23 protein-coding genes are annotated in these 25121 nt (G+C 61.9%); 6 read left to right on the top strand and 17 right to left on the bottom strand.

What is annotated here, in order from left to right:
* Window positions 1-4: 4 nt before the first annotated feature.
* Window positions 5-1696, bottom strand: coding sequence for a DUF1302 domain-containing protein (locus AB4Y40_RS09380; RefSeq protein ID WP_368610278.1), 1692 nt, complete (start codon window positions 1694-1696; stop codon window positions 5-7).
* Between the two features lie 1379 nt (window positions 1697-3075).
* Between AB4Y40_RS09380 and AB4Y40_RS09375 the strand changes: the two genes are divergently transcribed.
* Entirely contained in the window at window positions 3076-3735 is a 660-nt protein-coding gene (locus AB4Y40_RS09375; protein ID WP_069266531.1) for a TetR/AcrR family transcriptional regulator, read from the top strand.
* A 68-nt stretch (window positions 3736-3803) separates the two neighbouring features.
* On the opposite strand, the gene AB4Y40_RS09370 is transcribed toward AB4Y40_RS09375, so the two are convergent.
* From AB4Y40_RS09370 to AB4Y40_RS09300, 15 genes are all read right to left on the bottom strand, one after another.
* Window positions 3804-5033: a cytochrome P450 gene (locus tag AB4Y40_RS09370; protein ID WP_368687444.1), complete on the bottom strand. Its 1230-nt coding sequence runs from the start codon at window positions 5031-5033 to the stop codon at window positions 3804-3806.
* 75 nt (window positions 5034-5108) lie between these two features.
* Window positions 5109-6242 (bottom strand): acyl-CoA dehydrogenase family protein, encoded by a 1134-nt coding sequence (locus AB4Y40_RS09365; RefSeq protein WP_368687443.1) that lies wholly within the window; start codon window positions 6240-6242, stop codon window positions 5109-5111.
* 9 nt (window positions 6243-6251) lie between these two features.
* Window positions 6252-7460 (bottom strand): acyl-CoA dehydrogenase family protein, encoded by a 1209-nt coding sequence (locus AB4Y40_RS09360; RefSeq protein ID WP_368687442.1) that lies wholly within the window; start codon window positions 7458-7460, stop codon window positions 6252-6254.
* Between the two features lie 54 nt (window positions 7461-7514).
* Complete coding sequence (locus tag AB4Y40_RS09355; protein WP_368602282.1) at window positions 7515-8384, bottom strand: MaoC/PaaZ C-terminal domain-containing protein; 870 nt, start codon at window positions 8382-8384, stop codon at window positions 7515-7517.
* 19 nt (window positions 8385-8403) lie between these two features.
* Entirely contained in the window at window positions 8404-9210 is an 807-nt protein-coding gene (locus AB4Y40_RS09350; protein WP_368687441.1) for an enoyl-CoA hydratase, read from the bottom strand.
* A gap of 18 nt (window positions 9211-9228) precedes the next feature.
* Window positions 9229-10395, bottom strand: coding sequence for an acyl-CoA dehydrogenase family protein (locus tag AB4Y40_RS09345; RefSeq protein WP_368687440.1), 1167 nt, complete (start codon window positions 10393-10395; stop codon window positions 9229-9231).
* A 31-nt stretch (window positions 10396-10426) separates the two neighbouring features.
* A complete protein-coding gene (locus AB4Y40_RS09340) occupies window positions 10427-11581 on the bottom strand; it encodes an acyl-CoA dehydrogenase family protein (protein WP_368687439.1) in 1155 nt (384 codons plus the stop codon).
* A 31-nt stretch (window positions 11582-11612) separates the two neighbouring features.
* Entirely contained in the window at window positions 11613-12812 is a 1200-nt protein-coding gene (locus AB4Y40_RS09335; protein ID WP_368685197.1) for an acyl-CoA dehydrogenase family protein, read from the bottom strand.
* Window positions 12813-12856: 44 nt separating this feature from the next.
* Window positions 12857-13999, bottom strand: a complete 1143-nt coding sequence (locus AB4Y40_RS09330) for a CaiB/BaiF CoA transferase family protein (RefSeq protein ID WP_368687438.1) — start codon at window positions 13997-13999, stop codon at window positions 12857-12859.
* Window positions 14000-14002: 3 nt separating this feature from the next.
* Window positions 14003-14857 (bottom strand): SDR family oxidoreductase, encoded by an 855-nt coding sequence (locus AB4Y40_RS09325; RefSeq protein ID WP_069266522.1) that lies wholly within the window; start codon window positions 14855-14857, stop codon window positions 14003-14005.
* 44 nt (window positions 14858-14901) lie between these two features.
* Complete coding sequence (locus AB4Y40_RS09320) at window positions 14902-15717, bottom strand: enoyl-CoA hydratase/isomerase family protein (RefSeq protein ID WP_368687437.1); 816 nt, start codon at window positions 15715-15717, stop codon at window positions 14902-14904.
* A gap of 17 nt (window positions 15718-15734) precedes the next feature.
* Window positions 15735-16541, bottom strand: coding sequence for an enoyl-CoA hydratase/isomerase family protein (locus AB4Y40_RS09315; protein WP_368687436.1), 807 nt, complete (start codon window positions 16539-16541; stop codon window positions 15735-15737).
* Window positions 16542-16552: 11 nt separating this feature from the next.
* Window positions 16553-17353: an enoyl-CoA hydratase/isomerase family protein gene (locus tag AB4Y40_RS09310; protein WP_368687435.1), complete on the bottom strand. Its 801-nt coding sequence runs from the start codon at window positions 17351-17353 to the stop codon at window positions 16553-16555.
* A gap of 53 nt (window positions 17354-17406) precedes the next feature.
* Entirely contained in the window at window positions 17407-18558 is a 1152-nt protein-coding gene (locus AB4Y40_RS09305; RefSeq protein WP_368687434.1) for a thiolase, read from the bottom strand.
* Window positions 18559-18618: 60 nt separating this feature from the next.
* On the bottom strand, window positions 18619-18984 hold the full coding sequence (locus AB4Y40_RS09300) for a Zn-ribbon domain-containing OB-fold protein (protein WP_069266517.1): 366 nt from the start codon (window positions 18982-18984) through the stop codon (window positions 18619-18621).
* A 384-nt stretch (window positions 18985-19368) separates the two neighbouring features.
* On the opposite strand from AB4Y40_RS09300, the gene AB4Y40_RS09295 reads away from it, so the two are divergent.
* From AB4Y40_RS09295 to AB4Y40_RS09275, 5 genes are read left to right on the top strand one after another with little or no spacing between them, the layout of a single operon-like run.
* Window positions 19369-20532 carry an acyl-CoA dehydrogenase family protein gene (locus AB4Y40_RS09295; protein ID WP_069266516.1) on the top strand — a complete coding sequence of 388 codons (1164 nt, stop codon included), beginning with the start codon at window positions 19369-19371 and terminating at the stop codon, window positions 20530-20532.
* 48 nt (window positions 20533-20580) lie between these two features.
* Complete coding sequence (locus tag AB4Y40_RS09290) at window positions 20581-21057, top strand: MaoC/PaaZ C-terminal domain-containing protein (RefSeq protein WP_069266515.1); 477 nt, start codon at window positions 20581-20583, stop codon at window positions 21055-21057.
* A 2-nt stretch (window positions 21058-21059) separates the two neighbouring features.
* Window positions 21060-22313, top strand: coding sequence for a CaiB/BaiF CoA transferase family protein (locus AB4Y40_RS09285; RefSeq protein WP_368687433.1), 1254 nt, complete (start codon window positions 21060-21062; stop codon window positions 22311-22313).
* 38 nt (window positions 22314-22351) lie between these two features.
* Window positions 22352-23116, top strand: coding sequence for a glucose 1-dehydrogenase (locus tag AB4Y40_RS09280; protein ID WP_368687432.1), 765 nt, complete (start codon window positions 22352-22354; stop codon window positions 23114-23116).
* Between the two features lie 43 nt (window positions 23117-23159).
* Complete coding sequence (locus AB4Y40_RS09275) at window positions 23160-23936, top strand: enoyl-CoA hydratase-related protein (RefSeq protein ID WP_368687431.1); 777 nt, start codon at window positions 23160-23162, stop codon at window positions 23934-23936.
* Between the two features lie 75 nt (window positions 23937-24011).
* Here AB4Y40_RS09275 and AB4Y40_RS09270 read toward each other — a convergent pair whose 3' ends face one another.
* Window positions 24012-25076 carry a hypothetical protein gene (locus tag AB4Y40_RS09270; protein ID WP_368687430.1) on the bottom strand — a complete coding sequence of 355 codons (1065 nt, stop codon included), beginning with the start codon at window positions 25074-25076 and terminating at the stop codon, window positions 24012-24014.
* Between the last annotated feature and the right edge of the window lie 45 nt (window positions 25077-25121).

The raw sequence follows: 25121 nt of genomic DNA, 5'->3' as shown, positions 1-25121 counted from the left end.
ATTATCAAAACGTCGTCTGATACGTGATGCCGAGCCACGACTTGTCGCTGTACGGCGCGCCGAGAGCGGTTGCGGCGCCCGCCGTCGAGTACCCCTTCTTGTTCATGTAATAGGTGTAGGTGATGTCCACCTCGTGCTTGTTGTAGATTGTGAAGTCGAGCCCGACCACGAACGTATTCTGGCCTTGTGCCTCGGCGGCCGGCGAGATAACGGACGAGTAGCCCTTCAGGTTCAGATTGACGAACAGCGGCATCGTCAGGTCGACCCCAGGGAATACCTGATACCACTGCGGGCTCGCACCGATCCCGAGACCGGCCCAGAAGCGCGTCGAGCAGTTATTGAATGCAGAATTGCCCGATGCCGAACACTGGCCGGTGGTGTCATAGCTGGAATTCGCAAAATTTCCCGCATTCGACTGCACGCTCAACAACTGATTGAACGAGAATTCCGCCTGCAGGAACATGTTGTCCCACAACGGCGACTTGCCGAACGACTGCGTAACGTTCAAAAGACCATGCAGCGTACGGCCGGTCGGCGCGTCGTTGACCGTCGTCGTGTTGACTGCATTGAGCGGCATGTTCCAGCGGTATGAGACTTCCCCAGCCACGGCGGCATTGCCGATAGCACTATTGAAGCCCAGACCGATCAGGTTGACGTCGTTGCCGTATTTCGCCGTGACGCCCGGCAGATTGGTGCCCGGGAAGAGTTGCGGCCCAGCGCCCGGCACGAGCACGGCCGCCCAAGGCATCTTCATGGCGAAGTGGCGATACGTCAGTTCGTAGGTGGTTGCCAGCGAATCAACACGCCACTTGCCGTCAAGACCGATATCACCGATCTGACCTTTGGTCGGCGGTACACGCGGAATCGCGAACGTGCCCAGTCCGGGGATCGTCGTGTAACTGGCCACCGGCGGCCCATAGAGAATCGGATCCGCACCGCCGAAATAGGTGCCGCCTTCTGGCAGGCGATCGTGGTTCCACTCGAAGGTGTATTGCGCCCCGAGGGTGATCGTATCCGTAATGTTCGTCGTCACGTCAGCCTGAGCCGTCGGCAACACGATTTCCTTCAGCGATGCGCTCGGGCTCTGCGTCAGCTTCATCAGGTCCAGCGGCGCCTGGCCAATCGCCACCGAGTTGGCGCCGCCCAGCGTAGCAAACGCCGACTGCCCCCAGGTTACCGCCGTACGGCCTAGCTTGACGTTGACAGAATGCCCGCCGAGGTCAAAGGTGTTGAACACGAAGGCATCACGCAACTCGGCGCTCGGTCCCTGGTAATACTTCTTGATGTAGCTTGTGTACTCGTTGTTGGGATAGTTCGGCGGAAATGCAGGATTGCTCGTGTTGTGATTCTTGAACGTCGGGTCGTACCACGCATCCATACTGATGCGGAAGCCCGACGTCTCCTTGTACTTGAAATCGAACTCGCTATAGAGGTTCAGCATCGCCTGGATCGTGCTGAACCTCGGCGTCGACAGATCACCTTCGTCGTAGGTCGGACTGTTCGTGTAGAAGTGATCCGGGTTCTGAAGCCGAATGTCGTAATCCGCACGCACCGTGTTATCCCATTCCATGTCGATGTCCGGGTTCGGCACATCGAAGTGAAATGCATTGGCGTTCGCGCTCCACAACCCGCAAGCCGCCGCGATACAGGTTGCATGCACGCCAAGGCTGATCGCACTTGGCTTCAGGCTCTTCATTTTCATGCGTCTCCTCTTTTCTTTGTCGAACTGCCGCAGAAAAGGCCAAGGCCGTTGGACTGCCGCAGACTTTTAGCTATGAAGCGAAACCGGCCTCCCTACCTCGTCAGCATCGCGTCTCGGGGTCCCCCAAGCGCATCACCAGAATGCGAATGCTGTTCGCAAAGATAAACGCTCGAAACCTGACTGTCAACGCTCGCTCACCCCTATGCGGTACATTTTCTCGAACGCCGTTCACAAACCTGGGTAAACGAGGGTTCGATTTTTGTCATCGGCTTAACTCGGTACATGCATGCCTCGGCCAAGTGGCGCCGACTGCATACGGCGCGCGCGCGTTGTGCCCACGCGTGTTGGCAGCGCTCGCATTTGCGGGGCATTCGCCTCGCCTGTGCGGGTTGGCGATGCGATCTATGGGAGCTTTCGCTGCAACAACCCGGCGGCGGTTCATCAATCGACATGCAGGCCGGACGCGGCCAGGTACCGCCGACCCAAAGCGGTACGCGGTACCGGTCATGGCAGAAGCGGCGTTTAGTCTGTCGATTCAATGGTGAACGGAGGAAGAATTGCACGAGCGACCGAAGCGCTTACGGGACCAGGCCGTCTTCCTTGGCAGTCCTTCCATATATGCCGGCTGTCGGCCGAGACTTTCGCGATCCGCTACCCCGTTCCTGCGCGAGAGTGCATTGCTGGTTTTCGGGGAGCAGGAGGGAACACGCGCCAGGCCCCATCGTCATGCCGAAAGAAGAATATCGAAAGCCCCCCCTCCGAGGCGGATGACCGTGCGAGCACACACCTCGTCTGGCTCGAATTCGCGAAGTTATATCGGGTCACGTGCACCGGGGTGGTCGCAGAGGGCGCGAACCATTTTTCGATGAGCGCACGCAAAGAACTTTCTCCAAGTTTCATGCCCTGCTCCTTCAACCGCTCTGTGCGCGCCTCTGACGATCACACTCACGAGTGCAAATGGAGGCACTCACCAGTCAGCCCAGACACCCGGTTCCTCGTGCTCCGGTTGCCGTCGCGAAAGGATCCGTGTGATTGGACACAAATGTGTCTACTGACTAAATATTAGTAGTCAGTAGACCCATTATCAAGATTCAACCGTACCAGGGGAAATGCCGGTATGGACAAGTCCACCCTATTTTCTAGTAGCATGCGTGATGCTACGGGGCGAGAGCCGCATGTGATCTGGAATCAATTAGTCGTCGGACTACCGTTTATTCGTCGCCTGACTAGCAGTATCATCAGATCAAACTCGCCGCCGTCCGTGTCGAATCGGAAGACGTACCTACCGGGGGCGGGAACAGTTGCCAGTCTTGTTCGTCTCGCCCTTACAACGCGCGCGAGAGGGACAGGAAACGCCAAGGAGAGCACAACAGATGAAAGACCTGACCATCTCATCGGCAGACCTCGACAAGCCGGCAGCAGACGCGCCTCGGCGGCGAGGGAACAGATCTACACGTGTGCCAGCCATCATTGAAGTGGCGATCGAAGTCTTCGCATCGGAAGGCAACGCTGGATTCACGCAACGCCGCATCGCCAGCGACGCAGGCATCCGGCTGAGGACGCTGCAGCACTATTTCAGCACCCGCGAAGAACTATTGCGGGCCACGATAGAGGCATTCACGAATCGCTATTTCGAACACTATCAGGCGATCACGCAGGACAAACACCGGCCACCGGAGGCCCGGCTGGACATGATCGTCGAAGAGGCATTCTCTGTGCTGACGGCACCCGGCGGCAATCGCGTTAGCGCCTTTGTGCTGGAAACCTGGAGCCTGGCTGAACACGAACCGTATCTCCATGCCCTGATGGCCAAATCCACTGCGGATTTCCAGGTTCTTCTCGCGGAACTGATCGCGGAAATCAACCCAACCTTGGCGTCGGCGGAATGTACTCTGCGTGGCGCCCTGCTTCTTTCCCATCTGCAAGGTCTGGTCGTCTTTCTTCGCCGGTCGGGGACGAATACACCCGAGCGGGATTCATTCCGTCACGCCATGAAGGTCGTCTGGCGTGCGCTGAGCAAAGCGTCTCCATGAATCTGAAGTTCAGGTGCGCGCAGCACGGGTAGCGGTCTGCGCGCACCGCCTTCTGCAGATGTGGACGCTCAGCCGGCGACTTTCCACACAAGAGGCAAGTGGTACAGCGTGCCGTTCACCCCTCCGTGGACACCCGCCTTCTCACCCGGCTTGATCTGGAAGTCAGGAATACGCTTGAGCCATTCCTGGAGGAAAACCTTCAGTTCCACGCGCGCAAGGAACGAGCCGGGACAACGATGCGCACCATTGCCGAACGTCGAATGAATCGGCGTGGGCCGGGTAAAATCGACGGTAAGCGGATCGTCGAATTTTCTCTCGTCGAGGCCATGCAGCGTGGTCGGCATGATGATCATGTCTCCCTCTTTGAGCCGCACGCCCTTATATTCGAAATCGTGAGTGATCCGCCGACCCTGGTTGACCACCGGGAAACGCCGTAATAGCTCGTCAACGGCCTTTTGGGTCAGTTCGGGATTGTCGATGAGCTGCTTGCGGTGCGCGGGACTGCCGGCCAGAAAACTGGCGATGAATCCCATTGCGGACGCAACGGTATCGAGGCCGCCGATCAGCACGAGTCCGCACAGACCGCGAACCTCCTCGTCGGTCAAGGCTCGCCCGTCGATTTTCGAATTCACGATCTTGCTGATGAGATCGTCGCCCGGATTCGCGCGCCGTTCGGCGATCTTCACGCCCAGGTACTGGAAGATTGCGCCTAGCGCACCGAGCTTCTCCCTGGCGTCCACCGGGCGCACCATCTTGTCGGCGAGACTCAGGAGGTACTCGCGATCCTCGGCGGGCAGCGCCACCATGTTCATGAAAATGCCGATCGGCAGATGCTGCGCGAACCCAGAGACGAATTCCACTTCGCCCTTCGGGTAAAAGTCTTCGATCAACTCGATCGCCATTTCGCGCGCTTTTTCTTCGAGCTTGCTGATCGCCTGCGGCATGAACGCGGGCGCGATCAACGCACGATACGCCGTATGCTGCGGAGGATCGAAGAAGATCGGCGGCAACGGCTGATGCTCGACCAGCGGCACGGTGAGCTGCTTAGACGAGAAGTTCTCGTAGTCTTTCAGGATGTGATAGATGTCGTCGCCGCGCGTGGCGATCCAGTGCCCGCCGTTGCGAGGCGTCCAGAAAATGTCGGGAATCCCTTCGGCGTGCAGCTTCTTGAGCGCGAGATGGTAGTCGTCTTCTGCGCCGGGCGGGTGATAGATATCGATATCGAATACCCGTTCCGGAGAAACGTGCGCGGGTACCGGCGCCAGCTCCGGAGTCACGCCATGGCCAGTTGCTGACATAAGGTTGTCTCCTTTCTTCGAATTGACCGCTCTACGCGGTCGAATGAATCGTCCGTGTTGCCGTGCGAGCCGCGGTTACAGGAACGCGCCATATAGCTCGATATGGTGCTCGGTGTTTCCCCACGTCATGTCGATGCAGGTGAGGCGCTTTACATACCAACCCACCGCCAGCTCGTCCGTCATGCCCATCCCACCGTGAAGCTGTACTGCCTGCTGCGCGACGAAGCGCGCGCTGCGCCCGATCAGCGCTTTCGCGGCGGTCACAGCGCGATGAGCAGCAACGTCATCGTCTTCGCCGAGCTTGGCGGCCGCAAAATAGACGATCGATTTCGCCTGTTCCACCGCAGTCAAGATATCGGCAGCGCGATGTTGCAGCGCCTGGAACTTGCCGATCGGCGAACCAAACTGCTTGCGCGTGCGCAGATACTCGAAAGTCAGTTCACTCAGCCTCGACATCGCGCCCACGGCTTCGGCGCACAGCGCGAATATGCCTTGATCGACGGTCCATTCGAGCAACGGGTAACCCTGATCGATCGCGCCGATCACCGCCTTTTGGTCGACTCGCACCTCGTTCAGCACCACTTCCGCGACACGCTGGCCATCCAGTGCGGGAAACCCCTTGACGCTCACACCGTGCGCATGCGCGTCGACAGCGAAGAGCGTGATACCGTGCTTGTCCGCCTGCTCGCCTGCCGTACGTGCCGAAACGAGCAGAATGTCCGCGCAGGCGCCATGCAGCACGACGCCCTTGCGGCCGTTAAGGATGAACCCGTCGCGCGTTGTTTCGGCCCTCGTCGCTACGTTCCACAAATCGAATCGCGCGCCGGGTTCGAGCGTCGCGAGCGCGGTCTTCAGGCTGCCGTCGGCGATGCCGGCCAGCAGCTCCGCCTTGCGCGCCTCGTGTCCCGCGCGCCCGATGAGCTTCGCGCCAATCACGGCCGACGAAACGAACGGCTCCAGCACGAGTCCCCGGCCAAAGGCCTCCATCACGAGCATGGTCTCGACCGGGCCCGTGCCAAGGCCGCCGTGGTCTTGCGGCACGTTCAGCGCGAGCACGCCCATTTCGGCGAGCGTGGACCAATGCGCATCCGACCAGCCCTGCGGCGTGGCGGCGAGACGGCGCCTCGCCTCGAAGTCATATTCCTTTTCGACGAAGCGACCGACCACGTCGGCCAGCATCTGTTCCTCTTCAACCAGCGTGAAGTCCATGGCGTGTCCTCAGATGCCGAGCGCCTGCTTGGCGATGATGTTCTTCTGCACTTCGGTCGAACCGCCGTAGATCGAAATCTTGCGCCAGTCCAGATAGTGCGCGGCCAGAGCGTTGAGCAATTCGCCGTTCGCGGTTTCGCCCTGCCAGTCCGCCTCCAGCGCTTCGCTGACGAAAGGCACTGCATAGGGGCCTGCGCATTCCATGATCAGCTCGGTGAGCTCCTGCTGAATCTCCGACCCGCGGATCTTCAGCACCGAAGCTTCCGGTCCAATGGGGCGGCCCGCAGTTTCGGCGGAGACCACGCGCAAGAGCGACCATTCGTGAGCGATCAAATCGATTTCGACCTTGGCGATGCGATCGCGAAAGCGCACGTCCTCGATGAGCGGTTTGCCGTGCTTGCGCTCGGTGCTCGCAATCTCCTTGAGACGCCGCATGAAACGCTTGCAGTTGCCAAGTCCGGCGATATTCGTGCGCTCATGTCCGAGCAGATACTTCGCGATCGACCAGCCGCGATGCTCCTCTCCGACGAGATTACTCACCGGCACTTCCACATTGTCGAAGAACACTTCGTTGACGTCGTGACCGCCGTCCAGCGTGCGGATCGGTCTGACCGTGATACCGGGCGTCGACATATCGATCAGCAAGAACGAGATGCCTTCCTGCGGCCGGCCGCTTCCGTCCGTGCGAACGAGACAGAAAATCCAGTTCGCCCATTGCGCGAACGAGGTCCAGATCTTCTGGCCGTTGACGACATAGAACGATTGACCGTCACGCTCGATACGCTCTGCACGCGTCTTGAGCGAGGCCAGATCGGAGCCCGCGCCCGGCTCGGAATAGCCCTGGCACCACCAATCCTCCATCGAGATGATGCGCGGCAGGAACCGCTCGCGCTGCGCCTCAGTGCCGAACTTCTGGATCACGGGTCCAACCATCGAAAGGCCAAACGGCATCTGGCGCGGCGCTCCAGCGGTAAAACATTCCTCGTCGAAGATGTTGCGCTGCGCGGCATTCCAGGCGGCGCCGCCGAATAGCGCGGGCCATGCGGGTGCGCCCCAACCCTTCCCGGCCAGAATGCGTTGCCAGCGCACGTAGTCTTCGCGCGGCACATGGCGAAAGTTCAGCACGCGATCACGAATGTCGTCAGGCAAATGCGTCGCTACGAATTCCCGCACCGTGGCGCGAAACGCCTTCTCGGCGGGGCTTTCTCTCAGGTCCATCGTCAGGCTCCAGTCGCTGCCCGGCAAGTCGCGTTGGCACTGCCAGGCGCGGTTTCAGGCAATTTCCACGATGCCGTTGTTCAGCACCACCACATCGCGCGCGTCAACACGCGCGCGCAAATGCAGGCGGGTGTCGCTATCCCTCCAGAACTGGAAACGCACTTCTTCGCCCGGATAAACCGGCGAAGTCAGACGCAGGGCGAGCCGCTTCAGACGGGTGGCATCGTTGCCGGCGAAGGTGCGAATCGCGGCGTAGCCCGCCATGCCATAGGTCGCGAGGCCGTGCAGAATGGGGCGGCTGAAACCCGCCTTCGAAGCCACTTCAGGATCCGCGTGCAGCGGGTTGGCATCGCCCGAAAGGCGATAGATCAACGCGGCATGGGCGCCGGTGGAGAAGACGTATTCCGCATCCGGTGCGCGCTCCGGCACCGGCGGAAGCGCTTCGGGCGGCACGTCGCTGACCCCCGACTCCGCGCTAAACCCGCCGTCGCCACGCAGAAACGACACCTGGCGGACTTCGGCGAGTTGTTCGCCGCTCGAAACGTCGATGATGTCACGCATGAGCTCGACGATCGCGCCCTTTCCCGCGCCTTTATCGGAGATGCGGCTCACGCGCGTCTTGCTGACGATGGTCGCGGCAACCGGCATCGGCCGCACGAAACGGACGTCCTGCTCACCGTGCACGAGCTTCAGGTAGTCGATGCCCGTACGCGGATCGCGCATCCACGATTTCGGCCACGCGAACGCGGCCGCGCAAGTCGGCATTGCCTGCAGGTCCCTTTCATAGACGTAGCGCAGCTGGTCTGCGTCCAATGGGTCTCCGCCGAGGCCAAGGCCCAGCGAATACAGCATGACGTCGCGTTCGCTGTACGTCTGCGTAACATCTTCGATAGGCCAGTTCTTGACGACTTCGTAGTTCAGCATGAGGGTGTCCTGTAGGTGCTCAGTAGTCCGTGAAGTTGGGCTTGCGCTTCCCGAGGAAGCTCGCCATGCCTTCCTTGTAGTCGTCGCACTGGTTGGCGATCGGCATATCCAGACCGGCCGACATGATCGCCTCGTGGGGCGTCTGGAAAGGCACCTCCCAGACCTGTTCCTTCATGATGCGCATGGAGCGCGGCGAGCAGTAATCCGCCATTTCGCGCGCGTAGGCATAAGTCTCTTCGACCAGTTTCTCCGCCGGGATCGCACGATTCACGAGTCCCATGCGCTCGGCTTCGCGCCCTTTGATCTTGCGGCCCGAGAGCAGCAGGTCGAGCGCATGCGCCTGGCCCACGTGGCGCGCGAGGATCCACGCCATGCCGTATTCGGCGGTCAGACCGCGCCGCGCGAATGCCGTGGTGATGGTGGCGTCTTCCGAAGCAAACCGGATGTCGCAAAAGAGCGCGTGAATCAGGCCAATACCGACGGTCGCGCCATTGAGCATGGCGATCACCGGCTTCGGAATGGCCGGGTAATACGAACAACGCGTCTGCCAGTCCGCGCGCTTGCGCATGTCGAACGGACGCGGCAGCTTGGTCATGAGTGCGGCGGGGTCACCACCGAAGCTGTGAATATCGCCGCCCGCGCAAAACGCCTTCCCCGCGCCGGTGAATACGATGACACGCACACCGCGGTCCGCGCCCGCGGCCTGCATTGCCTCGTACACGTCCGTCGCCACCTGGTCGTTCCAGGTGTTCATGTGTTCAGGACGGTTGAGCGTGATCGTCGCGATACGGTCCTTGACGTCGTACAGAATGGTCTCGAAGCGCATGAGATCCCCTCTCGATGATCAGAATGAACGCGGCAGGTCGAGCACATGCTCGGCGACGTAGGACAGAATCAGATTCGTCGAAATCGGCGCCACCTGATAAAGCCGCGTCTCGCGGAACTTACGTTCGACGTCGTATTCGCAGGCGAAACCGAAGCCGCCATGCGTCTGCAAGCAGGCATTCGCCGCTTTCCACGAAGCCGTGGCCGCCAGATGCTTCGCCATGTTCGCTTCCGCGCCGCATGCCTGATGGTTGTCCAATAGTTCACAGGCTCTGTAGCGCATGAGATCCGCCGCGCGCACGTCGATATACGCCTCGGCGATCGGAAACTGGATACCCTGGTTCATGCCGATTGGCCGGTCGAAGACGATACGCTCGCTGGCGTATTTCGATGCGCGTTCAACGAACCAGTAGCCGTCGCCGATACACTCGGCCGCGATCAGCGCACGCTCGGCATTGAGCCCGTCGAGGATGTACTTGAAGCCCTTGCCTTCCTCGCCAATCAGGTTCTCTTCGGGAATCTCCAGATTGTCGAAGAACAGTTCATTGGTCTCGTGATTGACCATGTTGGGAATCGGCCTCACGGTCAGACCGTTGCCGATCGCCTGGTGCAGGTCCACGAGAAAGCACGACAGCCCATCCGACTTCTTCTTCACGTCAGACAAGGGCGTGGTGCGCGCGAGCAGGATCATCATGTCCGAATGCTGCACACGCGAAATCCAAACCTTCTGGCCGTTGACCACATAGCGGCCGTCTTTCTTCACGGCGGTGGTCTTCAGCTTCGTGGTGTCCGTTCCCGTGGTCGGCTCGGTCACGCCCATCGACTGCAGGCGCAATTCGCCGCTCGCGATCTTCGGCAGATATTTGCGCTTTTGCGTTTCCGAGCCGTTGCGCAGCAGCGTGTTCATGTTGTACATCTGGCCGTGGCAGAACCCGGAGTTGCCGCCGTTGCGGTTGATCTCCTCCATGATCACGGACGCCTCGGTCAACCCGAGGCCGGAACCACCGTACTCCTGAGGAATCAGCGCCGCCATCCAGCCGGCCTTCGTCAACGCGTCGACAAACGCCTCCGGGTACACGCGCTCGTGATCGATGCGGCGCCAGTACTCATCGGGATATTCCTTCGAGAGGTCGCGCAGGGCGTCGCGCAGTTCCTGATATTGGTCGGGAGGGGTAATTCGGCTCATGAATGTTTCCGTATACTTGGCTGGACGCGGCTCACGCTGCTGCATCGATCAGCCCGCCGGCATTGGCGAGCTGGGTCAGATGATGTTCGGTCGAGCCGAACTGGATATCGATCACGCTCAGGCGTCGCATGTAGTGGCCGATCTTGCACTCCTCGGTCATCCCGATGCCGCCGTGCAGTTGCACGCCTTGCTGGCCGACGAAGCGGCCCGAGCGTCCGATCTGCACTTTCGCGGCGGACAGGCTGCGATCGCGCTCCCCCGCATCCGGCTCCTCGCTCATCATGGTCGCGAAAAGCGCCATGCTGCGCGCCTGCTCCACCATGACCAGCATGTCGACCGCCCGATGCTGGAGCGCCTGAAATGACCCGATGGGTACGCCGAACTGCTTGCGGACCTTGAGATACTCGACGGTTTCTTCGTGCGCGGCGGTCATCGCGCCTACAGCTTCCGCGCTCACCGCGGCGATTGCGTGCGCAACGACTGTTTCAATGAGCGGGTACGCGGCACCCGCGACACCCAGCACGTCGCTATCCGGAACTCGCACGCCGGAAAATTCGATATCTGCCGCGCTCAACCGGTCCTGTGTCGGATACACGCGGCGTGTCACGCCCGCAGCGTCGCCCCTCACCACGAACAGGCCGATGCCGTCACGCTCGCGCCTGCCGCCCGACACCCGCGCCGACACCACGAGGAGATCGGCATTGCCGCCATGCAGCACGACGCGCTTGGCGCCGTCGATCACCCATGCGTCGCCTTCGCGCCGCGCAGTGGTCGCCACGTCCGCCAGGTCGTAGCGCGACTGCGCTTCGCTGTGCGCAAAGGCCATCAGCAATTCGCCCTGCGCGATCTGCGGCAGAATCGCCGTGCGTTGCGCCGCGTTGCCGCCAAGGCGCACGAAGCCGCCGCCCAGCACGACCGTTGCGAGGTACGGCTCGACCGCGAGGCCGCGGCCGAGCGCCTCCATGACGATCATCGTCTCGACAGGACCGCAGTTGCTGCCGCCGTATTCCTCATCGAATGAAAGACCCAGCAGCCCCATCTCCGCATAGCGCGCCCATTGCGCGCGGCTGAAGCCGTCCGGCTCCACGAGGTACTTCGCACGCTGCTCGAAACCGTACTCGTCCTTGACGAGACGCTCGACGCTGTCCTTGAGCATGCGCTGCTCATCGGTGAAATCAAAGTCCATAGCCTACGCTTCTCCGCTGTTCGACCGTCGCTCAAAGTCCCAATACCGACTTGGCGAGTATGTTCTTCTGAATCTCGTTGGAGCCGCCCACAATCGAAACGTGACGCGCAAAGTAGTGGTTCGGCGCGATCGTCAGCGCCCATTCGGGCTCGCGAACCGCGTCGCCAAGACCGCGCAGGAAGTCGATATCGAGCGGCAACGCATCCGGCCCCGCCACTTCCAGCAGCAGTTCGGCGGAAAGTTGCTGGAGTTCCGAACCCTTGATCTTCAGGATCGAAGTCTTGGGGTCCGGCACATGGCTCTCTTGCGCACGGCTTTCGGCGATCACGCGCATCTGCGTCATTTCCAGCGCCTTCAACTCCACTTCCACGGCCGCGACCCGCTCCCGAAAGCGCGGGTCGTCCCACAGCACGCCGTCCCCGCAGGGCACGCGCTTCGCGAGGTCCTTTGCATGCCGCACGCGCATCTTCGAAACGCCCACGCGTGCAATGCCGCTGCGCTCGTTGCCGAGCAGATACTTGGCGTAGTCCCAGCCCTTGTTTTCCTCGCCGATGCGATTCGCAACCGGCACGCGCACGTTGTCGAAGAACACCTCGTTGGTTTCGTGGTGGCCGTCGATCGTGATGATCGGGCGCACCGTCAAGCCCGGCGTCTTCATGTCGATCAGCAGGTAGGTAATGCCCTGTTGCTTCTTCCCGCTCGAGTCCGTGCGCACGAGACAGAACATCCAGTCGGCGTGATGCGCAGTCGATGTCCAGAGCTTCTGCCCGTTGATGACGTAGTGGTCGCCTTCTCGAACCGCCTGGGTGCGCAGTGCGGCCAGATCCGAACCCGCGCCCGGCTCGGAAAAACCCTGGCAGAACCAGTATTCGAGGCTCGCGATGCGGGGCAGGAAGTGGCGCTTCTGCTCTTCGCTGCCGAACGCGATCAGCACCGGGCCGATCATGTTCACGTTGAACGACAGTGTTTCGGGCGCCGGGGCCATGTGCAGCTCTTCCTTGAAGATGTATTGCTGCACGGCGCTCCAGCCGGTGCCGCCCCACGCCTTGTCCCACGCGGGCGTCGCCCAGCCGCGCTCGTAGAGAATGCGTTGCCAGCGGCGCAGGTCGGCCGCCGAATAGCGCTGCCCCAGGGTGGCTTTGCGTCGAATGTCGGCGGGCAGCGCTTCCTTGAAGAAGGCTCTCACCTCATTGCGGAACGCCAGTTCTTCGTCGGTATATCGCAGATCCATAAGTGTCTCGTTTCGTTTTCTTTGGCTCGCCTGGCGTGTGCCACTCAGGCCAGCGTTCCCGCTTCTTTCAGCTCGCCAATGCGGCCCGGTTCGAGCCACCCAGTCAGAGCGGCGTCCACCGTTGCCGCGTCGGGCGCTTCAGGCGCGGTCGGTTTCGCGGGCACCGTGGCGGAAAAGCGCGGCGCAGGAGCTGGCTGCACAATGCCGTCGACTTCGATGAACGTGCCACGTGCCTTCAGGTGCGCATGCTCGGGTGCCTCCGTCCACGACAGCACCGGTGCGAAGCACGCGTCCGAATGCTCGAGCAGCGTGGTCCATTGCTCGCGTGTGCGGCTCTTGAACTTCAGCGCAAACAGGGCGCGCGCGGCAGGCCAATTGCTTTCGTCAAGCTGAGCGCCGAGGGTTCGCGGGTCGATGTCGAGCAAGCGCAGCAGTTCGAGATAGAACTTGTCCTCGATGGGACCGATCGTGATCCACTTGCCGTCCACGCATTCATACACGTCGTAGAAGTGTGATCCGGAGTCCGTGATATTCGTCCCGCGCCCGTCACGCCAGATTCCGGCAGCCTGCATGCCGAAGAACGTAGTAGCAAGGTTGGCCGTGCCATCGACGATCGCAGCATCCACGACCTGGCCTGCACCGCCGCTACGCGAATGCAGGATCGCGGAGAGCAGCCCCATCGCGAGATACAGCGAACCGCCCGCATAGTCGCCGATCAGGTTCAGCGGTATCGACGGCGGCTGATCGCAGCGCCCGATCGCGTTGAGCACGCCGGTGATCGCAATGTAGTTCAGGTCATGCCCCGCGTACTGCGCGAGCGGTCCGTCTTGCCCCCATCCCGTGATGCGCCCATAGGCGAGCTTCGGATTGCGTTGGAGGCAAACCTGCGGACCGAGCCCCAGGCGCTCGGTCACACCAGGGCGGAAGCCTTCGATCAAGGCGTCGGCGCGCTCCACCAGAGAAAGCACGAGTTCGACAGCCTCCGGGTCTTTCAGGTCGAGCGCGATCGTCTTCCGGTTGCGCAGCAACAGGTTGTAGCGCAGCGGGCGCTCGATACCGAGCTTGACCGGCTGGCGACGCTCGATGCGCAACACCGTCGCGCCCAGGTCGGCGAGCAACATCGCGGCCATGGGGCCCGGCCCGATGCCGGCAAGCTCAATGATTCGGACTCCCGCGAGCGGACCCATCGTTCAACCCTTGCGCGCATGGGCGCGCATGGCGTCCCATTGTTCGTCGGTCCAGTCCTGCATGGCACGGAAGGTCGGGCCGCCAACGCCCTGCATCCAGCGGCCGCCGTCGATCACGATCATGTCGCCGGTGATGTAGCCGGACCCATCCGATGCCAGATACGCGTAAAGATCGGCGAGTTCCGTGTGATCGCCGAAGCGGCGCAGCGGAACGGAGCGCTCCTGCGGTTCGACCTGCGAGCCCGGCGGATACAGTTGCTCCCAGGCGCCGGGCGTAGGGAAAAGTCCGGGCGCCACCGCGTTCAGACGGATGCCCTTCGGGCCCCACTCGACCGCAAGGCTACGGGTCATCGCGAGAACGCCCGCCTTCGCCGCGGCGGAGGGCACCGTAAAGGCCGAGCCGGTCATCGTGGGCGTAGACACTGTGCTGATCACGTTGCCCGCGTGGCCCGCGTCGATCCAGCGCTTGCCCGCCGCGATCGTGCAATAGAAGCTGCCGTGCAGCACGATGCCGAGCACCGCGTCCACCGCGCGCGGCGAAAGGCTCTCCGTGCGCGCGATGAAATTCGCCGCAGCGTTGTTCAGCAGCACATCGAGCGGGCCGTCCTGCCAGATCGTATCCATCATTGCCTCGACGGATTCCGCGCTGCGCACGTCCGCCTGCACCGTCGTGACGCGTGCGCCGGGCACCGCGCCGCGAAACTCGTCGGCGGTCGCGTCGAGCACTTCCTTGCGGCGGCCGCAGATGACAAGATCGGCACCCAGTTCGAGATAACGTCGGCCGATACTCTTGCCGAGCCCCGTGCCACCGCCGGTGATCAGGATTCGTTTGTTCTTCAGCAGGTCAGGCGTAAACATTGGCATTGAACTTCCTGTAGAGACAGCAATGAAGAACGTCGGCTTCAGGCGCCCGTGAAAACCGGCTTGCGCTTTTCCATGAAGGCCTTCACGGCTTCCGTGTGATCGCTCGTTTGACGCGCCAGCGGATTGAGATCGGTCTCCAGACGGCATGCGTCCTCGATCGAGTTGCCCGCGTTGACGAGGCTCGCCTTCAGGAGCGCCAGCGTCACCGGCGGATAGCTCGCAAAGCGAGCCGCGGCCTCGATCGCCGCATCGAGCGCGTGTCCGCTCACCGTCAGCTCGCTGACGAGGCCGATGCGGCGCGCCGTGGTTGCATCGATGACATCGCCCTTCAGCATCAGTTCGCGCGCCTTGCCGCCACCCACCTTTTGCGGGAGCGTCCAGAGAATCCCGGTGTCGGGCAGCAGGCCTACCTTGCCGAAGGCACACGAGTATTTCGCCGTCTCGGCGCTGACCACGACATCACAGGCAGCAGCCAGCGAGACGCCCGCTCCGTAGCACGTGCCTTCCACTGCCGCGACGACGGGCTTCGTGCCCGTATAAATCAGCTTGAACAGACGCACGCCCACCGCAATGCGTTCACGCAGCGCGAGCAATGGCGGCGTGGCCGCGTGCATTTCCGAGAGGTCACCGCCCGCGCAAAAATGGCCGCCCGCTCCCGTCAGCACGATGGCGCGCGTATCGGGGTCGTCGTTCATGAGTCGCTGAAACACCTCCGTCAGCGCGAGCCGCATCTTCATGGAGAACGCGTTGCGGCGCTCGGGATAGTTCATCGTGACAATGCTCACGTCGCCTTCACGGCGCACCTGCACGACCTCGTCGGCGCCCGCAGTCATTTCCTTCTGCTCGATACTCATCGCATGGGTCCCCGCGCTCATTCACCGGTGAAGACCGTTGTGGTCTTTTCCATAAATGCCTTGCAGGCAGCCTGATGGTCTTTCGACTGACGCAGGATGGGCTGATAGTCGATCTCGGCTCGCAGCGCGCCTTCCATGGTCGTCGCGGCGTTGGTGAGCGATTCCTTCAACAGCGCCACGCCGAGCGGCGGCAAGGCCGCGAGGCCGAGTGCAACTTCAATCGCTCTGGCGCGCGCCGCGCCCGACTCGACCACTTCGTTTGCGAGGTCGATTGCCGCGGCCTTGTTACCGTCGATCTCCGTGGCGAGCGAAAGCATCTCGCGCGCGCGGGCCATGCCAATGCGCTTCGGAAGCGTCCACAGAACGCCGGTATCTGGAATCAGCCCCACGCGCAGAAACGCAGCGCAAAAACGCGCGCTCGACGCTGCGACGACGTAATCGGCCGCCACCGCGAGCGACAGGCCGGCGCCGAAGGCCACGCCTTCCACCGCCGCCACAACGGGCTTCGGACCCGCTTGCATTTCGCGCACCACCATGCACGATTCCGCCAGAATTTCGCGGCTTTGCAGGATCGTGCGCTTCGTCATCTCGGAGATGTCCGCACCCGCGCAGAAATGCTCGCCCGCGCCAGTGAGTACAATTGCGCGCGACTCTGGGTCGTCGACCATGAGACGATGCACCGTGTCACGCAGCAACTGGCGCATCTGGCGCCCCATCGCATTGCGGCGTCGCGGATTGTTCAACGTCACGATCGCGACCGGCCCCTCGCGGGTCACCTCGATCAGCGCCGCCGTTTCGGTTGCTGCCGTTTGTTTTTCGCTCATGTTGGCTCCCTTCAGTCGGCCACGAACACCGGCTTGCGCTTTTCCATGAAGGCGCTTACGGCCTCCCGGTGTTCGCGGCTGCGGCGCAGGATGGGCTGCAGGTTGACTTCGGCTTCGATCGCTTCGTCGAGCGTGCGGATGCCCGTCGCGAGCGCGGCCTTCAGATGCGCGGTGGCGACCGAGGGCAATTCCGCGTACTGTTGTGCCACCTTCAAGGCCGCGTTCAGCGCCTCGCCGGGCTCGACGACCTGATTCGCAAACCCGGTCTCGCCCGCTTCTACTCCGTTGAACTCGCGTGCGCTCAGCATGAGCTCACGTGCGAGGCCACCGCCCACGCGTTGCGAGAGCGACCAGTAGAGCCCCGTATCGGGCAAAAGCCCGACTTTCACGAACGCGCTCGCATAGCGCGCCGCCGACGATGTGACGACGTAGTCGCAAGCCGCTGCGAGCGAGAGGCCTGCGCCAAACGCAAACCCTTCGACCGCGGCGACAACCGCTTTCGGGCCTTCGACCGTCAGTCTGAAGATATCGAGCGGCAGTTCATTGCGTTGCCGGTACTCGAGCACCTTGCGCGTCTGCATCTCCGAGATGTCGCCGCCCGCACAAAACGTATTGCCGGCGCCGGTCAGGACAATTGCGCGGCAACTTTCCTCGTGATGCATCAGACGATAAAGTTGCGCATACAACGTCTGACGCATCTTCAATGAAAATGCGTTGCGGCGTTGGGGGTAATTCAATGTGACGATCGCGATTGCGCCGTCTTGCTGGACCTGGACGATCTCTGTCGCGTCGCTGCCGATCTCTACGCTCATCTGTCCGTCTCCCATGCAAAACTGTTGACCGTGGCCTGGGCGGCCGCCGTGCCTTACAGCGTTTCCTCAGTTCCGAGAATCACCGTGGCCTGGCTCGAGAGCACGCCGCCGTTGCCGTGTGCGATGGCCAGCTTCGCGCCGGGAATCTGGCGTTCGCCGGCGCGCCCCGTCAGCTGCCGCATCGACTCTTCGATCAGGAAAAGCCCATACATGCCGGGGTGAACGCAGGACAACCCGCCGCCGTTGGTATTCACCGCGAGCCGGCCGCCCGGCGCGATGGCCCCGTCCGCGACGAAGCGGCCGCCTTCGCCCTTGGGGCAGAAGCCGAGGTCTTCCAGGAACAGAATGGTGTTGATCGTGAATGCGTCGTACAGCATCGCGACGTCGATATCGCTTGCCTTCACGCCCGCCATTTCATACGCGCGCCGGCCCGATTGCGCTGCCGCGGTCACCGTGAGATCGGGCATGCTCGCGATTTCGCGGTGCGACGTGGCCGAGGCCGCGCCGAGCAGATAGACGGGCTTGTCGGTCAGATCGCGGGCGCGGTCGGCGCGCACCATGACGACGGCCGCCGCGCCATCCGTCACGAGGCAGCAATCGCGCACGGAAAGCGGGTCGGATACGAGACGCGCGCCCATCACGTCATCGATCGACAAGGGCGTGCGCATGTACGCATCCGGATTGAGCTGCGCCCATTTGCGCGCGGCGACGGCCACCTCGGCCAGATGTTCGCGCTTCGTGCCGAACTGGTGCATATGCCGCGCTGCCGCGAGCGCATAAGACGAGACCGGATTCATCGGCTTGTACGGGCTCTCCCACGGCGAGGGACGCGACGACTGCACGAGCTTGCCCGCCGCGCTGCGCTGGTTGCTCCCATATGCGATCAGTGCGACGTCGATCTGTCCCGTACACAAGGCCATCGCCGCGGTGTGTGCGTAAATCTCGAACGCCGAGCCGCCGCTTCGGTTGTTGTCGGTGAACTTCGGGTTAATACCGAGGTATTCGGCAAACGTGAGACCCGAGAGCATGTCGTCGGGCGTGCACACGAACAGGCCATCGACATCGCCGGGCGTGAGCCCTACCTGGGCCAGCGCGTCGACGGAAGCGCGCGCAGCAAGGTCCATCGACGACAACCCAGGTGCTTCCCCCATCCCATAGGTGGCGCCTGCCACCAGTGCGGTACGCCCGCGCAAGTTGAATTCCATTCGATCTACCTTTCATCAGGTGCGACCGGCTCTTGACGGCCGGTTGCGGGTTAGCGGGCGTCAGGCTGGTTCGAATACGAGCAGTGCCGCATCCCCCCGGTAGACGATCTTCGCCTGCACGGGCATGCCAATGCGCACGGCCTCCGGCTCGATGCCCTCAACGCAGCTGAGCATGCGCACACCTTCTTCCAGATCGATCACTGCGACGTTGTAGCTCGGCGTGGGCGACTTCTGGCGCACGACCGTGGTGGAATAAACCGTGCCTTTCCCGCACGCGTCGACCCATTCCAGATCGCGCGCCCCGGTGACCGGCTCGGCCACGCGCGGATAGAACACATAGCGGCCGCTGCTGCGGCTGCGCTGGATCATCAAGCGGCCCTCGGCCAGAAACTTCTGATAGTCGACTTCAGGACAAAGAGAGTCCATTCCCCGCTCCTCCAAATCGTTTTTGCCTTAGGGCTCCCGCGAATCGAGCCGCTATGTCGGGCCAAAATGGAACAAATAACCGAACACTGTTCCAAATATTAAACGCATCGGAAGCGTGCTGTCAACGGTGGGAAAGCCCTGTCGTGCCCCGCCCCACAAGGCTGACACTACATCCCGGCGAAATTCCGGACGCACCTCGGACAAACCCGCGCCAGCCGGTTTCTGCGCTTGACGGCCACCTGATCCATCGTTTACTTTATCGAACATTGTTCAACATTTTGAAGAGACCGGGGTGATTCGGGAGTGGTCAGCGGGGGCAACCTGGCCCGCTCCGAAAGACGAATCCTGGCCCGATCCGGAAAACCGCCAGTAAGAGAGCTCGAAGTGACATACGAACTAACAGACGACCAGGTTCAGATCCGCGATCTCATCCGTCGCGTCGCAAGGGAGCGTGTGGCACCGCGCGCCGACGAGATCGACCGTACGGCCGAGTATCCGCACGACATGTATGCACTGCTTAAGGAACTGGGCCTCTTCACGTTGCCGTTTCCGGAAGCGTATGGCGGCGCCGGCAGTGTGATGTCGGCCTGTATCGCCGTCGAGGAGTTTGGGCGAGTTTGCTACAACACCGGCTATTTGCTGGTCGTGCAATGGACGCCCTTTGGCGCCATTCTCGAAGGAGGCACGGATGAACAGAAGGCACGCCTTCTGCCCGGACTCGCATCCGGCGAATTGCGCGGCGCGCTCTCGATTACCGAATCTCAAAGCGGCTCCGACGTATCCGGCATTCGCACCACAGCGCGCCGCAAGAACGGCGGCTATGTGCTCAACGGCTCAAAAATCTGGTGCACGAACTCCCATATTGCCGACTTCATTCTCGTCGCGGCAAAGACGCTCGATGAGGAAGGGCAGCCGCTGGGGATCAATCTTTTTATCGTCGATCGCAACACGCACGGGCTCACCATCGGTAATGAAGAAGACAAGATGGGCGCGCGAGGCGTAGCGTCTTGCCCCCTCTATTTCGACGACGCCTTCATTCGCGCGGAAGACCGTCTCGGGCCGGAAGGCGGCCAGGGATTCAAGGTGGCGATGGAAGCGCTCAACACGAGCCGCCCCATCGTTGCCGCGCGCGCGGTCGGCATTGCGCAGGGGGCGATCGACCATGCCGTCAAATTCATTCAGGATCGCGTAGCGTTCGGCCAGACCATCAGCAACTTCCAGGGTGTGCGCTGGATGATTGCCGACATGGTCACGCAGACCGAAGCCGCGCGCCAACTTGTCTACCGCACCGCGTCGCTCGTCGACGCGGGCGTAAGCGGACGCGAACTCGCTCCAATGGCTGCGATGGCGAAGATGTTCGCATCGGACGTCGCCATGAAGGTCGCGACTGACGCCGTACAGCTTTTTGGCGCTGCCGGCATCTCCAACGAGTACCCGATAAACCGGTATTTCCGCGACGCAAAAGTTGTGCAGATCATTGAGGGCACGAATCAAATCCAGCGCAACATTGTCGCGGACAACGTGCTGGGCCGCATCAAGAAGAACTGAAAAAGACAGTTGAGCTAACAAGCGAGCGACAACAACAGAGGACAGGCAATGGAAGAAGTCGAAACGGTTGGTTTGGGTATCCACTGGGAGGACCTGCCCGTTGGACGCAAGTTCAAGACCGTGGGCCGCACAGTCACCGAAACGGACGTCGTGAATTTCGTATCCGTGACCGGCATGCTGGAAGTGCTGTTTACCAACACAGAGTTTCTAAGGGAGCAGTCCGCGATCAAGGGACGCGTCGCGCCGGGAGCACTCGTGTTTACGCTCATGGAGGGGCTGCTCACGCAGGCCACCATGCAGGGCGTCGGCTTCGCGTTCCTCAACATGGAGCTGGATATCAAGGGTCCCACCTACGTGGGCGACACGATTCATGTGGAATGCGAAGTCATCGAATGCCGGCCCAGCAACGGGCGCCCAGGACTCGGTCTCGTACGCACGCGTAATCGCGTGATCAAGCAGGACGGCACGGAAGTGATGGTGTACACGCCGCTCAGACTCGTGAAGGGCAAAGAATACAAGGCCTGAGCATGGAAAATCCACAACAACCCCTCGAACGGGCCACGGGCCCGTTAGCCGGTGTGCGCGTGATCGACCTGACCATCAACGTGCTCGGTCCGGTCGCCACACAGCTGCTCGGCGACATGGGTGCGGACGTCATCAAGATCGAACCGCCCGAAGGCGACCAGAACCGCAAGAACGGCCCCGGCCGCAATCCCGACATGGCCGTGTTCTATACGATCATGAACCGCAACAAGCGGAGCGTGATCCTGAACCTCAAACAGGCCGAGTGCCGCGAAGCGCTGCTCAAGCTTGTCGAAACGGCCGACGTCATCGTGCACAGCATGCGTCCGAGCGCCGCCGAGCGGCTCGGCATCGGCTACGAAGCCGTACGGGCGCGCAACCCGCGCATCGTCTACGCGTCGGGCGCCGGCTACCGCATCGACGGCCCCTACAAGGACCGCCCCGCCTTCGACGACGTGATCCAGGGCGAAACCGGCATTGCCGCGATGAACCGTGACGCTGACGGCTCGCCGCGCTACTTCCCCACCGTGATCGTCGACAAGTTCTGCGGTTACGTGCTGGCCTCCTCAATTGGCATGGCGCTCTATCACCGCGAGCGTACCGGCCTCGGTCAGCTCGTCCATGTGCCGATGTTCGAGACGATGCTGCAGTTCAATCTTTTCGAGCATCTCTGGGAAGGCGCGCTGGGCTCCAATGACGGCACCGGGCTCGGCTATCCGCGCATGTTCTCGCCGTACCGCCGGCCCTATGCGACGAAAGACGGCCATATCTGCCTGCTGGCGGTGAACAACGAGCAATGGCGCCGCGTGCTGTGCGCAATCGATGCAGCGCATTTGCTGGACGACCCGCGTTTCTGCCACATGACCGAGCGCATGCGCAACATCAACGAGTTGTACCGCATCGTCGGCGACGCCATACGCAATAAGACCACGGCCGAATGGAACGCCATTTTTGCCTCAGCAGACGTTCCGCACGGTCCCGTACGCGACCTGAAAGACCTGATGCACGATGCGTACATCAGGGAAACCGGCTTCTTCCAGCGCTTCGATCACCCGACCGAAGGCGACATGATCATGACCTCGATCCCGGTGCACTTCTCCGAGTCGCCCGGCAACGTTCGCTATCTGCCACCGAATCTCGGCGAGCACAGCATCGAAGTCCTGATCGAAGCGGGCTATAGCGCGAGCGAAGCCAGCGCGCTCGTCGCCCGTGCCACGGGAAAAGGCGAAGCCGTTACGGAAGCGTTGAGCAAAGACTAACTGGCGCGAAAGCGCCTCGCACATCACGGAGGGAATCAATGAAGGGGCTCAAGGAGAAGGTCGTCGTCGTAACCGGCGCCGCGGGCGGGATCGGAACCGCCATCAGCAAGCGATTCGGCGAGGAAGGCTCGACCGTCGCGCTGTTCGATCTGAACGAACAAGGCGCGGCACGTGTCGCGGCAGAAATCGAGGCGGCGGGTGGCAAGGCGCGTGCGTACCGCGTCGACATCACGGATCACGAAGGCGTCCATGCCGCGGTGGCCAAAGTCGAGGAAGACCTCGGTCCGATCGAGGTGCTCGTCAACAACGCGGGCTGGGACATGGGTTCGTTTTTCCTGCAAACGGAGAAGCCGTTCTGGGACAAGGTCGTCGCGATCAATCTGTACGGACCGCTGAACATGCACCACGCCGTCTTGCGGCGCATGGCTGAGCGTGGGCGTGGCCGCGTCGTGAACATCTCGTCGGACGCGGGACGCGTGGGCTCTTCGATGGAAGCCGTCTATTCGTTCTGCAAAGGCGGTCTCATCGCGTTCACGAAAACCATGGCGCGCGAAATGGCCCGCCAGCATATTCCCGTCAACGTCGTGTGCCCCGGCCCCACCGCGACCCCGCTGCTCGACAACCTCGCCCAAGGCGAGAAAGGCGAGCGCATCAAGGCGGCGCTCGTGAAGGCCGTGCCTTTTGGCCGCATGGGCGAGCCGGGCGATATCCCTGGCACGGTTGCCTTCCTCGCGAGCGACGACGCCGCTTTCATCAGTGGCCAGGTCATCAGCGTGTCCGGCGGCCTGACGATGGCCGGCTAAACGCCGCCCCAAACCTGCTCAACAAACAACCTCGGAATACGACATGGAATTCAGGGACATTATCTACAAGGAAGCGGACGGCGTCGCGACGATCACCATCAATCGCCCCAACGTCTATAACGCATTTAACGCCAATACCTGCGAAGAGCTCATCAAGGCCTTCGGTCTCGCGGGATGGAACAAGGACATCGGCGTCGTGGTGCTCACCGGTGCGGGCGAAAAGGCGTTCTGCACCGGCGGCGACCAGTCCGGCGACGGCTACAACGGGCGCGGCACCGTGGGCCTGCCAATCGAGGAACTGCAAAGCATTATCCGCGACATTCCGAAGCCGGTGATCGCACGCGTGAACGGCTACGCGATCGGCGGCGGCAACGTGCTCGTGACGATCTGCGACCTCGCGATCGCTTCCGAAACCGCGATCTTCGGCCAGGTCGGCCCGAAGGTGGGTTCGGTCGATCCGGGCTTCGGCACCGCGTACCTCGCGCGGATCATCGGCGAGAAGCGCGCACGGGAAATCTGGTACTTGTGCCGCAAATACAGCGCGAAAGAGGCACTCGACTGGGGCCTCATCAATGCGGCCGTGCCGCCCGAGCAACTCGACGCCGAAACGAAAAAGTGGTGCGACGAGATTCTGCATATGAGCCCCACCGCCATTGCGCTGGCGAAGCGTTCGTTCAATATCGATACCGAGAATATTCGCGGCATCGGTGCGTTCGCAATGCAAGCGCTCGCAATGTATTACGACACGGACGAATCGAAGGAAGGCGGCAACGCGTTCCGCGAAAAGCGCAAGCCGGAGTTCCGTAAGTACGTGAAGTAAGCGGGAGAATGGCATGCAGGGCGACGCCTGGTTTTGGCGTCGCCCTGCGTGCGCTTGCCGCGTTGCAGTTGACGTTTAGTACTTGCGGAAATTCACGCCGACACGCGTGCCAAGTCCCGGTAGCCGGTTCATGGGGCGGCTGCCATGCTCCGGCGCCGCTTCGCCCCACGCGAACCATACGTCGGGCTCGCGTCTGTCTCCTACACGCCGCCAGCGCCCGTCCACCTGCGGATTCTTGAGCGTCCCAAGACCGACGAGACGCCCGCGCGGATCGGGCACGAACTCCCACTCGTCGCCAAAGGCCGAGTAGCGGATACCCTCCTGCCAGTAGCCATTCGCGCCGAAGTCGACCGTGCCGGTCACGTCATAAGTGAAGCGCACCTCGCCCTTTTCGTTGCCGAGAATCGCAAAGCCGAACATGTCGTTGCCGAGCGTGAAGTGCCCAAAGTCGATACTGCCATCCCTGTATCGCGTGGCCCATGTGTACCAGACGAGTTCCAGTTTCTCCTGTACCAGGGCGTCTTTCGTTTTGTAGATTTCGCCGCCCTCGTACATATGGATCGGATCAAAGCCGATCATGCCGCGCACCTTCTTGCCGAGAATCGTACCTTCCATCTCGAAGATGTTCGCGACGTAATACATGCCAGCATCGCGGCCCGGCAGATACCAGTGCATGCCGGGCTTCACCAGCTTGCCTTTGATATCCATCGCGTTCTCCTCGTACCAGCTGCAGTCGTCGGGTGTCCAGGTGACGTGGAAACGGTTGCCAGGCGCTTGCGGATGGCTGCACCAGTGGATGCGCCCCTCTTCGAGCGATCGCGTAAAGCCGTCGTTCGGCACCGATGTCTTGCCGACCGGATGCATATGCATGCCGTCGTCGTGGCCAAGCGTCGTACACAGGTAGAAACGCCGGCGCGTGTCCTTCGCGTCGGTATTCAGGCCAGCGGGAATGCGTCGCATTGGATAGTAGATCTCACCGTCCTCGTCGCGTAGCGTCCCCCACAGGTAGAGCGCTTCGGGTGGCATGCCGAAGTAGGCGCGGTTGGACAACATATCATCGATGGTGGGCTCGAAGGCGCTGACGAGAGGTTGCCAGCCAAAATCGCCGCGGCGCGGCATGGTGGGTTGAGTGTCGCTCATGGTTGAAGTGTCCATCGTCGTGGTGAGGTATTTGTAGGACCCACC

Origin of the sequence: Paraburkholderia sp. EG287B, assembly GCF_040965595.1 — a bacterium.
Taxonomy (GTDB): Bacteria; Pseudomonadota; Gammaproteobacteria; order Burkholderiales; family Burkholderiaceae; genus Paraburkholderia.
The sequence above is the reverse complement of the archived record's forward strand: the minus strand, read 5'-3'. Positions and strand labels throughout refer to the sequence as shown.

Coding starts and splice junctions, on each gene's coding strand:
- AB4Y40_RS09380 (WP_368610278.1), bottom strand. CDS start 1,696: ATGAAGAGCCTGAAGCCAAGTGCGATCAGCCTTGGCGTGCATGCAACC.
- AB4Y40_RS09375 (WP_069266531.1), top strand. CDS start 3,076: ATGAAAGACCTGACCATCTCATCGGCAGACCTCGACAAGCCGGCAGCA.
- AB4Y40_RS09370 (WP_368687444.1), bottom strand. CDS start 5,033: ATGTCAGCAACTGGCCATGGCGTGACTCCGGAGCTGGCGCCGGTACCC.
- AB4Y40_RS09365 (WP_368687443.1), bottom strand. CDS start 6,242: ATGGACTTCACGCTGGTTGAAGAGGAACAGATGCTGGCCGACGTGGTC.
- AB4Y40_RS09360 (WP_368687442.1), bottom strand. CDS start 7,460: ATGGACCTGAGAGAAAGCCCCGCCGAGAAGGCGTTTCGCGCCACGGTG.
- AB4Y40_RS09355 (WP_368602282.1), bottom strand. CDS start 8,384: ATGCTGAACTACGAAGTCGTCAAGAACTGGCCTATCGAAGATGTTACG.
- AB4Y40_RS09350 (WP_368687441.1), bottom strand. CDS start 9,210: ATGCGCTTCGAGACCATTCTGTACGACGTCAAGGACCGTATCGCGACG.
- AB4Y40_RS09345 (WP_368687440.1), bottom strand. CDS start 10,395: ATGAGCCGAATTACCCCTCCCGACCAATATCAGGAACTGCGCGACGCC.
- AB4Y40_RS09340 (WP_368687439.1), bottom strand. CDS start 11,581: ATGGACTTTGATTTCACCGATGAGCAGCGCATGCTCAAGGACAGCGTC.
- AB4Y40_RS09335 (WP_368685197.1), bottom strand. CDS start 12,812: ATGGATCTGCGATATACCGACGAAGAACTGGCGTTCCGCAATGAGGTG.
- AB4Y40_RS09330 (WP_368687438.1), bottom strand. CDS start 13,999: ATGGGTCCGCTCGCGGGAGTCCGAATCATTGAGCTTGCCGGCATCGGG.
- AB4Y40_RS09325 (WP_069266522.1), bottom strand. CDS start 14,857: ATGTTTACGCCTGACCTGCTGAAGAACAAACGAATCCTGATCACCGGC.
- AB4Y40_RS09320 (WP_368687437.1), bottom strand. CDS start 15,717: ATGAGTATCGAGCAGAAGGAAATGACTGCGGGCGCCGACGAGGTCGTG.
- AB4Y40_RS09315 (WP_368687436.1), bottom strand. CDS start 16,541: ATGAGCGAAAAACAAACGGCAGCAACCGAAACGGCGGCGCTGATCGAG.
- AB4Y40_RS09310 (WP_368687435.1), bottom strand. CDS start 17,353: ATGAGCGTAGAGATCGGCAGCGACGCGACAGAGATCGTCCAGGTCCAG.
- AB4Y40_RS09305 (WP_368687434.1), bottom strand. CDS start 18,558: ATGGAATTCAACTTGCGCGGGCGTACCGCACTGGTGGCAGGCGCCACC.
- AB4Y40_RS09300 (WP_069266517.1), bottom strand. CDS start 18,984: ATGGACTCTCTTTGTCCTGAAGTCGACTATCAGAAGTTTCTGGCCGAG.
- AB4Y40_RS09290 (WP_069266515.1), top strand. CDS start 20,581: ATGGAAGAAGTCGAAACGGTTGGTTTGGGTATCCACTGGGAGGACCTG.
- AB4Y40_RS09285 (WP_368687433.1), top strand. CDS start 21,060: ATGGAAAATCCACAACAACCCCTCGAACGGGCCACGGGCCCGTTAGCC.
- AB4Y40_RS09280 (WP_368687432.1), top strand. CDS start 22,352: ATGAAGGGGCTCAAGGAGAAGGTCGTCGTCGTAACCGGCGCCGCGGGC.
- AB4Y40_RS09275 (WP_368687431.1), top strand. CDS start 23,160: ATGGAATTCAGGGACATTATCTACAAGGAAGCGGACGGCGTCGCGACG.
- AB4Y40_RS09270 (WP_368687430.1), bottom strand. CDS start 25,076: ATGAGCGACACTCAACCCACCATGCCGCGCCGCGGCGATTTTGGCTGG.